This is a genomic window from Nonomuraea sp. NPDC049684 (assembly GCF_044465345.1).
GTDB lineage: Bacteria > Actinomycetota > Actinomycetes > Streptosporangiales > Streptosporangiaceae > Nonomuraea.
This window is the reverse complement of the sequence record NZ_JBITLO010000003.1, coordinates 309,840-323,390: the sequence shown is the minus strand read 5'-3', so window position 1 is coordinate 323,390 and position 13,551 is coordinate 309,840. Positions and strand designations below refer to the sequence as shown.

At 73.1% G+C, this 13,551-nt stretch carries 12 protein-coding genes; 8 read left to right on the top strand and 4 right to left on the bottom strand.

All coding sequences use genetic code 11. The features are described from left to right. Positions 1-6: 6 nt before the first annotated feature. Positions 7-720: a PaaI family thioesterase gene (locus ACIBST_RS11760; RefSeq protein WP_397171067.1), complete on the bottom strand. Its 714-nt coding sequence runs from the start codon at positions 718-720 to the stop codon at positions 7-9. Positions 721-1,165: 445 nt separating this feature from the next. On the opposite strand from ACIBST_RS11760, the gene ACIBST_RS11755 reads away from it, so the two are divergent. Both ACIBST_RS11755 and ACIBST_RS11750 read left to right on the top strand, forming a co-directional pair. Beyond that, positions 1,166-1,759 carry an AAA family ATPase gene (locus ACIBST_RS11755; RefSeq protein WP_397171065.1) on the top strand — a complete coding sequence of 198 codons (594 nt, stop codon included), beginning with the start codon at positions 1,166-1,168 and terminating at the stop codon, positions 1,757-1,759. Positions 1,760-1,799: 40 nt separating this feature from the next. Continuing rightward, the gene (locus ACIBST_RS11750) at positions 1,800-2,144 is read left to right on the top strand and encodes a YciI family protein (protein ID WP_397171064.1); all 345 of its coding nucleotides are present in this window, start codon (positions 1,800-1,802) and stop codon (positions 2,142-2,144) included. 27 nt (positions 2,145-2,171) lie between these two features. On the opposite strand, the gene glnA is transcribed toward ACIBST_RS11750, so the two are convergent. Next, on the bottom strand, positions 2,172-3,533 hold the full coding sequence (gene glnA / locus ACIBST_RS11745; RefSeq protein WP_352353441.1) for a type I glutamate--ammonia ligase: 1,362 nt from the start codon (positions 3,531-3,533) through the stop codon (positions 2,172-2,174). 152 nt (positions 3,534-3,685) lie between these two features. On the opposite strand from glnA, the gene ACIBST_RS11740 reads away from it, so the two are divergent. Further along, on the top strand, positions 3,686-4,231 hold the full coding sequence (locus ACIBST_RS11740) for an EF-hand domain-containing protein (protein ID WP_397171062.1): 546 nt from the start codon (positions 3,686-3,688) through the stop codon (positions 4,229-4,231). 8 nt (positions 4,232-4,239) lie between these two features. Then, positions 4,240-5,220, top strand: a complete 981-nt coding sequence (locus tag ACIBST_RS11735) for a terpene synthase family protein (RefSeq protein ID WP_397171060.1) — start codon at positions 4,240-4,242, stop codon at positions 5,218-5,220. Positions 5,221-5,239: 19 nt separating this feature from the next. Here ACIBST_RS11735 and ACIBST_RS11730 read toward each other — a convergent pair whose 3' ends face one another. After that, positions 5,240-6,205: a DUF5937 family protein gene (locus ACIBST_RS11730; RefSeq protein WP_397171058.1), complete on the bottom strand. Its 966-nt coding sequence runs from the start codon at positions 6,203-6,205 to the stop codon at positions 5,240-5,242. A gap of 58 nt (positions 6,206-6,263) precedes the next feature. Between ACIBST_RS11730 and ACIBST_RS11725 the strand changes: the two genes are divergently transcribed. From ACIBST_RS11725 to ACIBST_RS11710, 4 genes are all read left to right on the top strand, one after another. After that, positions 6,264-7,457 (top strand): MDR family MFS transporter, encoded by a 1,194-nt coding sequence (locus tag ACIBST_RS11725; protein WP_397171056.1) that lies wholly within the window; start codon positions 6,264-6,266, stop codon positions 7,455-7,457. Positions 7,458-7,573: 116 nt separating this feature from the next. Then, positions 7,574-9,454, top strand: a complete 1,881-nt coding sequence (locus tag ACIBST_RS11720; protein ID WP_397171054.1) for a sensor histidine kinase — start codon at positions 7,574-7,576, stop codon at positions 9,452-9,454. Positions 9,455-9,503: 49 nt separating this feature from the next. Then, entirely contained in the window at positions 9,504-10,997 is a 1,494-nt protein-coding gene (locus ACIBST_RS11715; RefSeq protein ID WP_397171053.1) for a BTAD domain-containing putative transcriptional regulator, read from the top strand. A 32-nt stretch (positions 10,998-11,029) separates the two neighbouring features. Further along, positions 11,030-12,802, top strand: a complete 1,773-nt coding sequence (locus ACIBST_RS11710; RefSeq protein WP_397171051.1) for an NAD+ synthase — start codon at positions 11,030-11,032, stop codon at positions 12,800-12,802. A gap of 131 nt (positions 12,803-12,933) precedes the next feature. On the opposite strand, the gene ACIBST_RS11705 is transcribed toward ACIBST_RS11710, so the two are convergent. After that, positions 12,934-13,551, bottom strand: coding sequence for a TetR/AcrR family transcriptional regulator (locus ACIBST_RS11705; RefSeq protein WP_397171049.1), 618 nt, complete (start codon positions 13,549-13,551; stop codon positions 12,934-12,936).

Sequence of the window (13,551 nt, the reverse complement as noted above, 5' to 3'; positions counted from 1 at the left end):
CGCAGGTCAGCGTGGAGCGATCCACGTGGCGCGGGCGGCGGCCACCAGGGTGCCGTCGTCCTCGTAGATGCCGCTCTCGCCGTACATCTTGCGGCCGTCGCGGCCGGTCGGACGGGCCACGACGGAGTAGCGGCCACCCGGCAGCACCGGGCCGCCGATCTGCACGACCAGGCGGCCGAGCAGGGCCGACTCGCCGGGGCCGAAGTGCGCCCAGCCGGTGATGCAGTCGAGCACCGCGCCGATGATCGAGGCGGGCACGCCGTCCTCGCCGCTCACCGTGAACGGCACCCGCCAGCCGGCGGCGACCAGGTCGGAGCCCTCCACCGGGCCGGGGAAGATGCGCAGGCCGTCGCCCGGCTCGCGCAGGCCGCAGGCGAAGCACTCGGCGAACGGGTGGGCCTTGAGGCCGACGAACCCGGCCTCGGCGCGGGCGGCGTCGGTGAACGGCACGAAGCCGGGCCCGGTCAGGGTCTCGGCGACGGGGATGGCCTCGACCAGGACCTTGTCGCCGTCGGACAGCGAGACGCTGTTGGCGACGTGCTCCAGGCGCAGCTCGGTCTCCAGGGGCGTGGGCGCGTGCAGCGTGACCTCGACCGCTGATCGGCCGCCGTTCAGCGCCTCTGCCATGGTGCCCGCGATCCAGCCGCCGTTGGCGACTCCCACCGGGCCCCGGAAACGCTCGGGAACGGTCAACACGGTCTGCAGGGCAGCCGTCGTCATGCCACACCCTCCAATATCGCCCCAGAAGGCGAGAAGTCCGGAAATATCGTAAAGAGTAGGCCGATTTTACTGGACTCCCGGATTACCACGATGCTGGGGGTCCCTGACCGACGGCCGACTCATGCCATAACGCCACAGGCGTGGCCGAAACTTCCCCGGCCGCCCCCGGCCGTCCCCTCCCAGGGTCGGCGCCGTCCATGGCACGGATGTGACTCGGGGGTGAGGAACAACGAAAATCGGCCCCAACCCGGAGCCGTATCTGTATCCGGGGTGAGACCGATCAAGGCGTCGCCAGTACCTTATCCCGTGATTTCCCCGCCCCGGGCCCATTCCCGGTGAATCCCGTCGGACCGTTCCGGCGGCCGGGCCCGCTCGCCGCGCGCTCCCGCGCCCTATGCTGGCGCGAACAGGGGTCGAAGCGAATCCGATCGGGCGGGGTGGGTCTGTGCAGCGGGCGACGTTACGCTTTCCGCCCGGGTCGCTGGTCGTGCTGACCGGGCTGCCCGGCGCCGGCAAGACCACGCTGCTGCGCCGTCTGTACGGCCTCCACGGCGCCGAGAGCGCGCCCGTCGCCGCCGACGCGGTCGTGGTGATCGACTCGGGGCAGTCCCGCCTGCGCTGGGACGGCCGCATCCCCTGGGCCCCACGTCCGGTGCGCCGCGCCGTGGTGTTCGCCACCCACCTGAGCCGCATCAGCCGGGCGCTGGCCGGCGGGCGGGCGGTTCTCGCGCACAACCGGGGCTGCGCCACGTACGTGCTGAGGGGGTTCGCCTGGCTGGCCCGCAGGCAGCGGGCGAGCTTCCACCTGCTGCTGCTCGACGCGCCGCCGGAGGTGGCGGTCGCCGGGCAGCACGCCAGGGGCCGGGTGGTCGCGCCCCGCACGTTCGCCCGCCACCGCCGCCGCTGGGAGAGCCTGCTGGCGCGGGTGACCGGCGGCGACCCGGCCCCGGCCGTCAGCGCGCACGTGCTCACCCGGGCCGAGGCCGACCTGCTGGAGCACATCGTCTTCGACAGCGCCGACCGCGCCCCCGCCGACTGACGGCGTCCGGGGACGCGGACGCACGAGGAAGGACCCCGTCATGAAGCAGTACCTGCTCACCCTGTTCGAGCCCGACGGCCCGCCCCCCGAGCCCGCGGTCCTGGAGCCCATCATGCGCGACATCGGCGCGGTCGAGGCGGAGATGCGCGCGGCCGGCGCGTGGGTCTTCTCCGGCGGCCTGGCCCCGGCCGAGCAGGCGTCGGTGATCCGGATGCGCGCGGACGAGCCGTTCACCACCGACGGCCCCTACACCGAGGGCAAGGAGCACGTCGGCGGGTTCACCGTCATCAGGGCCCCCGACCTGGACGCCGCGCTGGAGTGGGGGCGCCGGCTGGCCCGCGCCGTGGGCGTGCTGCCGGTCGAGGTGCGCGAGTTCAAGGGCTGAGGCCGGGCGGGTCTCCCCCGCCCGGCCTCACAACACCGGCAGGTAGCGGCCCAGCTCGAACTCGGTGACCGTACGGCGGTACTCGCGCCACTCGGCCCGCTTGTTGCGCAGGAAGAAGTCGAAGACGTGCTCGCCCAGCGTCTCGGCCACCAGCTCGCTGCGCTCCATGACGGCGATGGCCTCGTCGAGCGAGCCCGGCAGCGGCTGGATGCCCAGGGCCCGGCGCTCGGCGCTGGTCAGGGTCCAGACGTTGTCCTCGGCGGCCGGCGGCAGCTCGTAGCCCTCCTCGATGCCCTTGAGCCCGGCGGCCAGCACCAGCGCGAAGGCCAGGTACGGGTTGCACGCCGAGTCGAGCGAGCGGAACTCGATGCGGGTCGAGCCGCCCTTGTGCGGCTTGTACATGGGCACCCGGACCAGCGCCGAGCGGTTGTTGTGCCCCCAGCACACGTAGGAGGGCGCCTCGCCGCCCTGCCCCGCGATGGCCTCGGCGCCGCCCCACAGCCGCTTGTAGGAGTTGACCCACTGGTTGGTGATGGCGGTGATCTCGGCGGCGTGCCGCAGCAGGCCCGCGATGAACGAGCGGCCGATCTTCGACAGCCGGTAGTCGGTGCCGGCCTCGTGGAAGGCGTTGCGGTCGCCCTCGAACAGCGACATGTGCGTGTGCATGCCCGAGCCGGGGTGCTCGGTGAACGGCTTGGGCATGAACGAGGCCCAGATGCCCTGCTCCAGGGCGACCTCCTTCATGATCAGCCGGAACGTCATGATGTTGTCGGCCGTGGTGAGCGCGTCGGCGTAGCGCAGGTCGATCTCCTGCTGGCCGGGGGCGCCCTCGTGGTGGCTGAACTCGACGGAGATGCCCATCGACTCCAGCATCATGATCGCCTGGCGCCGGAAGTCGTGGCCGGAGCTGTGGGGCGTGTGGTCGAAGTAGCCGCCGGAGTCGATCGGCTCGGGCCGCTGGCCCGCCTCGGGACGGTTCTTCAGCAGGAAGAACTCGATCTCGGGATGGGTGTAGAAGGTGAAGCCCATGTCGGCGCACTTGGCGAGGGTGCGCTTGAGCACCCAGCGCGGGTCGGCGTGCGACGGGGTGCCGTCGGGCATCAGGATGTCGCAGAAGATGCGCGCCGCGCCCGGCGTCTCGCTGCGCCAGGGCAGGATCTGGAACGTCGAGGGGTCGGGCTTGGCCAGCATGTCGGACTCGTAGACGCGGGCGAAGCCCTCGATCGCCGAGCCGTCGAAGCCGATGCCCTCGGCGAAGGCGCCTTCCAGCTCGGCGGGCGCGATGGCGACGGACTTGAGGAAGCCGAGGACGTCGGTGAACCAGAGCCGGATGAACCGGATGTCGCGTTCCTCTAGCGTGCGGAGCACGAACTCCTGCTGGCGGTCCAAGGCGTCCCCTCTTGCAGACAGTGCTGGTCTCTGTATCAGCATGCCGTGCCCGTGTTTCGCACACGTTACGGGGGGTGCCGGTGCGAGCCTCACTGACAAAGGGGCCGCCCAGATCTACTGTGATCACGCAGTTAGTCTCGGGGGAGGCATTGGTGGCTATCGACCTGCTCAATCACAAGCTCGATCGGGCGTTCGACCACATCGACGCGAACGGCAACGGCGTCGTCGAACGGGAGGACCTGCTGGGGCTGGGCGCACGCCTGCTGGTGGGTTTCGGGGAGTCCCCCACCTCGGTCACCGGCAACCGGCTCGTCGGCAGCTTCGACGGCATCTGGTCGACGTTGTCGCGGGCGCTCGACCGCGACGGCGACTCCGGCATCGCGCGTACGGACTTCCGCGGCGGGATGACGGCGGCGTTCGTCACCGGCGACCGGTACGAGCCGGTGTTCCGGCCGGCGACGGTGGCGGTGGCCCAGCTCTGCGACGGCGACGGCGACGGCCTGATCCGGCCGGGCGAGTTCCGTACGATGCTCAGCGCGTTCGGCACCGCCTACGACGACGTGGACGAGGCGTTCGACCGGCTCGACCGGGAGGGCAGAGGCGCGCTCACCGTCGAGGAGCTGATCCACGCGGCCGAGGACTACTACCGCAGCTCAGACCCGAACGCCGCGGGCAACTGGCTTTACGGTCCGCTGTGAACACGGCCGTGAGCACCACCGTGTTCGCCACGGTGCGCACCGCGCTCCGCTCGGTCCTGCACTGGAAGCCGATGCTGCCGCTGCCGCGCAAGGGCGGCTCGCCCGCGCTGGCGCTGCTGCCGCTCGTCGAGCGGGTGCCGGCGATGGGGGCGCCCTGCCGGATGCACCCGGCCGTGTACGCCATCGAGGCCGCGGTCATCGACTGGGCCAGGCGGACGGGCCTGCGCGCCGACGCCGGGGTGGGCTTCCACCGGATGGCCGGGCGCGCGTTCGCCGAGTTCGACGCGGCCGCGGCGGCGCTGTTCGCCCAGTGGCTGACCTGGCTGTTCCACCTCGACGACGAGCTGGACGAGGGGTCGTGCCCGCTGGACATCTTCGGCGGCATGCTCAAGGGCGCGGCCCGGCACCCGCTGGAGGCGGCCTTCGCCGACCTGTGGCGGGTGACCAGCGCGCGGATGAGCGACCAGTGGCGGGCCCGCTTCGCGGTCAACCTGCGCCGCCAGGCCGACGCGTGCCGCACCGAGGCCGACAACCGGGCCGCCGGGCGCATGCCGACGCTGGAGGAGTACCCGGCCCTGCGCAGGGGCACCGTGGGCCCCTACCTGTACGACCTGGTGGAGCCGTGCCTGCGGGTCGAGGTGCCGGCCTGGGTGGTCCAGTGCGACCCGTGGCGGGAGCTGGTGGAGGCGTGCAGCGACGTCACGGCCTGGTGCAACGACGTGGCCTCGCGGCCCAAGGAGCGCGGCGACGTGCACAACCTGGTCGTGCTGGCGGTGCGGCAGCTCGGGCTGGGCGAGCGCGAGGCCGTCGCGTGGGTGCTCGACCGGATCGCCGGGCGCTGCCAGGACATGAACCGGGCGGCCAGGCGGCTGCCGCTCGACGACCTCCCGCCCAAGGCGGCCAGGGACGTCAGCAAGGTCGCCTGCGCCTACCTGGCCGCGCCGCGCGCCCACCTGGACTGGCTGCTGGAGTCGTCCCGGTACGCCTGAGGCGATCGGCGGCGGCCGGTCAGGGGGAGGCGCCGGCGAGCATGTCGCCGGCCGCCGTCCGGCGGTAGACGACCTGCTTGCCCAGGCGCAGGCCCACCGCCAGCCCGCCGTCGCTGAGCACCCCGAGGTGCTGGCTGACCGCGCCCGGCGTGAGCGACATCCGGACGGCCAGCGCCGAGGTGGTGCTCGGCTCGGCCAGCGCGAGCAGGATCTGCGCCCGGCTGCGGCCGATGAGCGCGGCCAGCGCGCCGGGGGCGGGCGGCGGGCCCTGCTCCCACAGCGTGCCGACGCCGAGCACCGGATAGACGAGCATCGACTGGTACGGAGCCGACATCACGGCCACCGACGGCCAGTAGAACGCGCTCGGCACCAGCAGCAGCCCGTCGCCGTGCAGGCCGCCCGCGTGGCACCAGGGCCGGTCGATGAGCAGCCGCTCCCCCGTCCACTCCACGGCCGGGCCGAGCCCGGCGAACAGCTCCCTGGCCCCGCCCTGGGCGAGCTGGCGGGAGCGGCGCAGCACGTCGCGTTCGAGCAGCCCGTAGACGCGCGGCCAGAACTCCTCGAAGCAGACCCGCCAGTACGTCTCCAGCGCCTCGGCCACCCGGGCCACGCCGGCCGCCGGGTCCGCCATGAACCGGTCGAGCAGCGCCCGGTCGGTGCCCGCGATGGTCGCGGCCTCCGTGCGGGCGCGTTCCGGCGGCGTGCCGCGGACCTGCGCCAGCTCGGCGGCGAAGTCGGGCAGCGGCGTCTGCGGGGGCGGGGTGATGAAGTCGGCCAGGTAGCCGGTCGGCGGCACCAGCGCGAACAGCTCGTCGAGGTCGAGCCCGGCCAGCCGGGGGCGCACGGCCTTGATCCAGGGCAGGTGGATCGACTGCCTGGAGGGATCCTGGAGGGTGCGCAGGCTCGCGACCAGCTCCCACATGGGCGAGAACGCGAACCGGATGCGCGCGACGTCCTCCGGCTTGAGGTCCCAGGTGACGGCCATGGTTTTAGTGTGCACTAAATCGATGGCACCGCGGCCCGCCGGGCCCGACCCTTGACCCGTGTCTAGCACCGCTGTTGAGAAGCCTTCCTTCCTCCGCGCCCAGATCGGCGGACTGCCGCGGCCCTTCTGGGCCCTGTGGAGCGGCACCCTCGTCAACCGCCTGGGCACCCTGGTCATGCCGTTCACCGGCGTGTACCTGACCCACTCCCGCGGCATGTCGGTGACCGCCGTGGGCCTGGTCATGGGCGTCTACGGCGCGGGCTCGCTGCTGTCGCAGATCCTGGCCGGCGTGCTCACCGACCGGATCGGGCGGCGGGTCACGCTGGCGGGCGGCATGGCGGCCACCGCCGCCACCATGCTGGCGCTGGGTTACAGCACCTCGCTGCCGGCGATCGTGGCCTCCATGTTCGTGCTCGGGCTGGTGATCGACATCTACCGGCCGGCGTCCAGCGCCCTGGTGGCCGACCTGGTGTCGCCGTCGGAGCGGGCCCGCGCGTACGGGCTGCTGTTCTGGGCGATCAACCTGGGTTACGCGGTCGGCATGACGGCCGGCGGCTGGCTGGCCAGTGTCGGGTTCGCCTGGTTGTTCTGGATCGACGCGGCCTCGTGCCTGATCTTCGCCGCGCTGGTGTGGCGGGCGGTGCCCGAGACCCGGCCGCCGGCGCGCGAGTCGTCCGGCGGGTTCGGCGTCGTGCTGCGCGACCGGCTGATGGTGGCCTTCACGCTGGTCGTGCTCGGCAACGCGCTGGTCTACCTGCAGACCGTGACCATGCTGCCGGTCGCGATGACGTCGGTGGTGAAGCTGACGCCGGGGCAGTTCGGCCTGGCCATGGCGCTGAACGGGGTGCTGATCGTCGTCGTGCAGCCGCTGGTCTCGGGCTGGCTCGGGCGCAGGGACCCCTCCCGCACGTTCGCGCTCGGGCTGGCGGTCATGGGGGTCGGGTTCGCGCTGACGGCCTTCGTCACCACGACGTTCTGGCTGGCCGTCACGATCGCGGTGTGGACCGTCGGCGAGATCATCACCGCGGGCATCTCGGGGACGATCGTGGCCGCGCTGGCCCCCGAGCACCTGCGGGGGCGGTACTCGGGGCTGTTCGGCTTCGCCTGGTCGCTGGCCTCGGTGCTGGCGCCGCTGATGGGCGGCCCGCTGCTGGCGGCCGGGCCGAAGACGCTGTGGTTCGCCGTGGGCGGCGTCGCGCTGGTCTCGGCGGCGGGCATGCTGGCCCTCGGCCCGGCGATCCGGCGGCGCTGACGCCGGCCTGAGGCCCTGGGCGGCGCTCCACGGATTTCGCCGCCGTTGAGAGAATTTTGATCGGATGTTGGCCGGTTCCCGATAATTTCCTGCCGATCACGGAAGGAAATGGTGGGATGCGCCACGCAGCATGGGCGCGCCGGGCGGTGACGAGGCTGGCCACTCCCCGCGTCGCGATCGGGATCGCCACGTTCGCCGTCGTGCTGGAGCTGGCCGACATCTGGGTGACCGCCCAGTTGCCGCCGTCGCCGTACACGCCGCTGCCGTTCGCGCCGGAGGACATGGCGGGCACGGCCTTCCCGGTCTTCGGCGCGATCCTCGTGCACAGCAGGCCGCGGCTGGTCATCGGCTGGCTGCTGTGCCTGGGCGGGGCGAGCGCCGCGGCCAACATCCTGTCGGCCAACCTCTACCAGTTGCTCGACGGGCAGCCGGGGCAGCGCTGGCCGGTCGTCCACCTGACCTGGAACGTCTGCGAGCTGACGCTCGGCGTGCTGCTGCCCCTGCTGTACCCGGTGGGCAGGCTGCCGTCGCGGCGCTGGCGGCCGGTGATCGCGCTGGCCGTGGCCGGGCAGGCGCTGGACTGGGCCGGGCTGCTGACCGACCGGCCGGAGCTGCGCGAGGCCGGGCACGGCACGCTCTCGGCGAGCATGGTGCTGGCCTTCGCCTCGCTGGTCGTGCGCTTCCGGCACGGCGACGCGGTCGAGCGGCGGCAGCTCCTGTGGCTGCTGGTGGCCCTGCCGGGCCTGCTGGTGCCCTGGATGCTCGGCGCGGACGTCTGGTGGGTGGCCTCGCTGGCCATCCCGCTCATCCCGGCGGCCATCGCCGTGGCGGTGCTGCGCTACCGGCTGTTCGGCATCGACACGCTGATCAGCAGGGCCCTGGTGGGCACCGGCCTGGCCATCGTGATCACCCTCGTGTACGTGGCGGTCAGCGCGGCGCTCAGCCTGTTCCTGTCGGAGGTGGACCGGATCGCCGGGATCCCGGCGGCCCTGTTCGCCGGGGCGTTCTTCCAGCCGATGCGCCGCGGCCTGCAACGCGGCGTGGACCGCCTGCTGTACGGCAGCACCGGCGTGCCCGGCACGCTGGCCCGGCGGCTGCGGCACCGGCTCCAGCACACCGACCCGGTGCACGGCCTGCTGGCCACGCTCGACGTCCTGCGCGAGGGCCTGTCGGTGACCGGCGTGGCGGTCGAGGCCGACGGCGCGGTCACCACGTCCGGCGCGGTGGGCGCGGCGGCCAGGACGATCCCCCTGGTGTGGCACGGCGAGCCGGTCGGGCTGCTGCTGATCGGGCCGACGGACCGGCGCAGGTTCCCCGCGGCCCACGACGAGCGGGTGATCGCCACGATCACGCCGTACATCGCCGACGCCGCGCACGCCGTACGGCTGACGGCGGCGTTGCAGCGCTCGCGCGAGCGCATCCTGACCGCGCGGGAGGAGGAACGGCGGCGGCTGCGCCGCGACCTGCACGACGGGCTCGGCCAGTCGCTCACCGGCATGGCCATGTCGATCAACGCGGCCCGGCTGACCGTGCACAGCGCCCCCGAGCAGGCCGACCGGCTGCTGGCCGGGCTGCGCGCCGGCATGGACGCCGTGACCGGCGACATCCGGCAGCTCGTCTACGGACTGCGCCCGCCCGCCCTGGACGAGCTGGGCCTGGCCGGCGCGATCGAGGAGCTGGCCGGGACGCCGATCGAGACGTCGGGCGAGCTGACCGGCCTGCCCGCCGCGGTCGAGGTCGCGGCCTACCGCATCGTGCAGGAGGCGCTCACCAACGCCCGCAAGCACGCCTGCGCCTCGCGGATCACGGTGGCGCTGCGCCGCGACGACCGGCTGCGCGTCACGGTCGTCGACGACGGGATCGGCCTGCCGCCGGACGCGCGGCCCGGCGTCGGGCTGGGCTCGATGCGCGAACGGGCCGCCGAGCTCGGGGGCACCTGCGCCGTACGAGCGGGACCGGGAGGCGGCACGGTTGTCCACGCCGAACTCCCCCTGTGACAATTCGCCATATGCCCGGACGTGTTCTCCCTCTACGCTTACCCCTGACATGCTGACATTCACCGCACTGGGACCGTTCCACGCCTGGAGCGACGGCGTCCCCCTCGACCTCGGCGGCCAGCGGCAGCGGGCGGTGCTCGCCCGTCTGCTCGTGGCGGGCGGCCGGGCCGTGCCCGTGCACACCCTCATCGACGAGCTGTGGCCGGGCGATCCGCCCGCGCAGGCCCTGTCCACCATCCAGGGCTACGTCTCCCGGCTGCGGCGGGCGCTGGAGCCCGGCCGCGCGCCGCGCGAGGAGGCCGAGGTGCTGGTCTCGGCCGCGCCCGGCTACGCGCTGCGCGCCGCGCCCGAGCAGGTGGACTCGTGGCGGTTCGAGGGCCTGGTGAAGACCGAGGGGCCGCCGCCGCAGGTGTGGGCGGCCATGGAGAGCGCGCTCGGGTTGTGGCGCGGGCCGGCGCTGGCCGAGTTCGCCGAGCTGACCTGGGCGGCGACCGAGGCGGGCCGGCTGGAGGAGCTGCGGCTGATCGCGGTCGAGCGGCGCGCCGACGCCGGTCTCGCGCTCGGCCGGGCCACCTCCCTGGTGGCCGACCTGGAGGCGCACGCCTCGGCCCATCCGCTGCGCGAGGAGGCGTGGCGGCTGCTGGCCCTCGCGCTGTACCGGATGGGCCGCCAGGGCGACGCGCTGGCCGCGCTGCGCCGGGCCCGCGCGGTGTGGCGGGACGAGCTGGGCCTCGACCTGTCGGCCGGGCTGCGCCGGCTGGAGGCCGACATGCTGGCCCAGCGACTGGAGGAGCCGCCACCGCCGCCCGCGCCGTCGCCCGCGCCGTCCACTGCGCCGTCCGCCGCGCCGGCTGCGGCCGCCGGCGAGCGGGTGCTGCGCGTGCTGGTGGCCGACGACCAGGCGCTCGTACGGGCGGGGCTGCGCGCCATGCTCGACAGCGAGGACGGCGTCGCGCTGGCCGGCGAGGCCGCCAACGGCGAGGAGGCCATCGCGGGGGTGCGCGCGCACCGGCCGGACGTCGTGCTGCTGGACATCCAGATGCCGCACCTGGACGGCCTGGCCGCCGCCCGCCGGATCCTGGCCGGGGAACGCCCGCCCAAGGTCGTCATGATGACGACGTTCGGCAGCGACGAGAACCTGTACGCGGCGCTGCGCGCGGGCGTGAGCGGCTTCGTGCTGAAGACCTCGGCCCCCGAGCAGTTCCTGGCCGCGATCAGGGCCGCCGCCGTCGGGGACGCGCTCATCGACCCGGCGGTCACCACCCGGCTGATCTCGGCGTTCGCCGGGCGCACCGACCCGGCCTCGCCGCCGGCGCTGGCCGGGCTCTCCGACGCCCGGCTCGACGTGCTCAAACTCGTCGCGCGCGGGCTGACGAACCGGCAGATCGGCCAGACGCTCGCACTGCCGGAGGAGGAGGTGTCGGTGCTGGTGAAGTCGCTGCTGGACCACCTGGGGCTGTTCGACCGGGCGCAGCTGGTGATGGCGGCCTACGAGTCCGGATTGGTCACTCCTGGCGACATGGGACACTTTTCGTCGCTTTGACGATAAAAATCGGGTCGTACTAGGCTAATGACGTGGCACAACTGCGCATAGCCCTGGCACAGACGAACCCGACCGTCGGCGACCTGGCCGCCAACGCCGAGCGGCTGGTCGCGTGGACCCGTGACGCCGCCGAGCAAGGCGCTCACCTCGTCGTCTTCACCGAGATGTTCCTCACCGGTTATCCCGTCGAGGACCTGGTGCTGCGCACGTCCTTCGTGGACGCCAGCGTCAGGACCCTGGAGGAGGTGGCGCGCAGGCTCGACCGCGAGGGACTGGGCGACCTCCCCGTGGTCGTCGGCTACGTCGACCGCGCCGGCCTGGCCCCCCGCGTGGGGCAGCCCAAGGGCGCGCCGCTGGACGCGGCCGCGCTGCTGCACAAGGGCGAGGTCGTCACCCGCACGGCCAAGCACCACCTGCCCAACTACGGCGTGTTCGACGAGTACCGCTACTTCGTGCGCGGCGACCGGTTGCCGATCTTCCGGCTGCACGGCGTGGACGTGGCGATCGCCGTCTGCGAGGACCTCTGGCAGGAGGGCGGGCCGGTGTCCGTCGTCGGCCAGGCGGGCGCCGGGCTGCTGGTGGTCCCGAACGCCTCGCCGTACGAGAAGGAGAAGGACGACGTACGGCTGGAGCTGTGCGCCCGCAGGGCGCGCGAGGCCGGCTGCGCGCTCGCCTACGTCAACCAGGTCGGCGGCCAGGACGAGCTGGTCTTCGACGGCGACTCGATCGTCGTGGACGGCTCGGGCGAGCTGGTCGCGCGGGCCGGCCAGTTCCGCGAGGAGCTGCTGATCGCCGACCTCGACCTGCCGGTCGCCGACGCCGAGCCCGGGACGTTCCCCTACGACGCCCTCGACGGCACCACGATCACCGTGGAGCGCCGGGTGCTCTCGCAGGAGCCCGTCGCGCCCTACCCGGCCGCGCCCGCCCGCGTCGCCGAGCGGCTCGACCTGCACGCCGAGGTCTACTCGGCCCTGGTGCTCGCGGTACGCGACTACGTGGCCAAGAACGGCTTCCAGTCGGTCATCCTGGGCCTGTCGGGCGGCATCGACTCGGCCCTGACGGCGGCCATCGCCTCCGACGCGATCGGCCCGTCCCGGGTGCACGTCGTGCTCATGCCCTCGCGCTACTCCTCCGACCACTCGCTGGCCGACGCCGAGGACCTGGTGGCCAGGCAGGGCATCAACTCCAGGATCGCGCCGATCGCCGAGATCGTCACGGCCTTCGAGAAGGAGATCGAGCTGTCCGGCCTGGCCGCGGAGAACCTCCAGGCCAGGGTGCGCGGCATGATCCTCATGGGCCTGTCGAACGAGCACGGCCACCTGGTGCTCACCACCGGCAACAAGAGCGAGCTGGCGACCGGCTACTCCACCCTCTACGGCGACTCGGCCGGCGGCTTCGCCCCGATCAAGGACGTGCCGAAGACGATGGTGTGGGAGCTGTCCAAGTGGCGCAACGCGCACACCTGCGAGGGCTTCCTGATGGACGTCGAGCAGCCGATCCCGGAGAACTCGATCACCAAGGAGCCCAGCGCCGAGCTCCGTCCCGACCAGCGCGACACCGACTCGCTGCCGCCGTACGAGGTGCTGGACCGGCTGCTGGACGACTACGTGGAGAAGGACATGGGCTCGCAGGAGCTCATCGCGGCCGGGCACGACCCGGCGCTGGTCACGCGGGTGATCAGGCTGGTGGACCTGGCGGAGTACAAGCGCCGCCAGTACCCGCCGGGCCCGAAGATCACGCCGAAGAACTTCGGGCGCGACCGCCGTCTGCCCATCACCAACCGGTGGCGCGAGACGACGAGCTGACCCGCCCGGCGGCGGCCTGCGGGGTGCAGCCGGCGCAGGCCGCCTGCACCCGGACCTTCCGAACAGGCCGCCCAGGAACGACGAACGGAGGCCGTCCCGAGGGACGCGCCTCCGTGGCGGGTGCGGACGGCTCAGGGCTCGGCGCGGTCTCCGGCCAGCCCGCGCAGGACCATGTCGACCACCCGTTCGGCCAGGTCGGCCGGCAGGTCACCGGCCGGGCCCCACTTCGACTGCCACATCATCGTGCCCGAGAACAGGGCCATCGCCAGGTCGACGTCGAGGTCGGGCCGGAGCTCGCCGGTGGCGACGCCGCGCTCGACCACCGAGCGCAGCGCCTCCCTGCGCGGCTCGACGGCCCGCTTCACGAAGCGCTCCATCAGCCGGGGATAACGATCGGCCTCGCTCATCGCGATGTTCATCACGCACCGGGTGCGGGCCTGGCCCGCCTCCCGGCGCATCGCGTCGAGCAGGGAGATCAGGTCGTCGCGCACGGAGATGCCGGACAGCGGCGGGAGCGGCGCCTTCAGCGTGGAGAGGGCGTCGACGACCAGGTCCTCCTTGTTGGACCAGCGCCGGTAGATCGTCGTCTTGCCGACGCCCGCCCTCGACGCGATGGCCTCGATCGACAGCTCCGACACCCCCATGCCCTCGCCGATCAGGTCGAGGGTCGCGTCGATGATCGCCTTCTCGGCCTTCTCGCTGCGCGGACGGCCCGCCGGGCGGGCAGTCCCTGAATCCTGGATCGTCAT

Coding starts and splice junctions, on each gene's coding strand:
- ACIBST_RS11760 (WP_397171067.1), bottom strand. CDS start 720: ATGACGACGGCTGCCCTGCAGACCGTGTTGACCGTTCCCGAGCGTTTC.
- ACIBST_RS11750 (WP_397171064.1), top strand. CDS start 1,800: ATGAAGCAGTACCTGCTCACCCTGTTCGAGCCCGACGGCCCGCCCCCC.
- ACIBST_RS11730 (WP_397171058.1), bottom strand. CDS start 6,205: ATGGCCGTCACCTGGGACCTCAAGCCGGAGGACGTCGCGCGCATCCGG.
- ACIBST_RS11720 (WP_397171054.1), top strand. CDS start 7,574: ATGCGCCACGCAGCATGGGCGCGCCGGGCGGTGACGAGGCTGGCCACT.
- ACIBST_RS11715 (WP_397171053.1), top strand. CDS start 9,504: ATGCTGACATTCACCGCACTGGGACCGTTCCACGCCTGGAGCGACGGC.
- ACIBST_RS11705 (WP_397171049.1), bottom strand. CDS start 13,551: ATGACGATCCAGGATTCAGGGACTGCCCGCCCGGCGGGCCGTCCGCGC.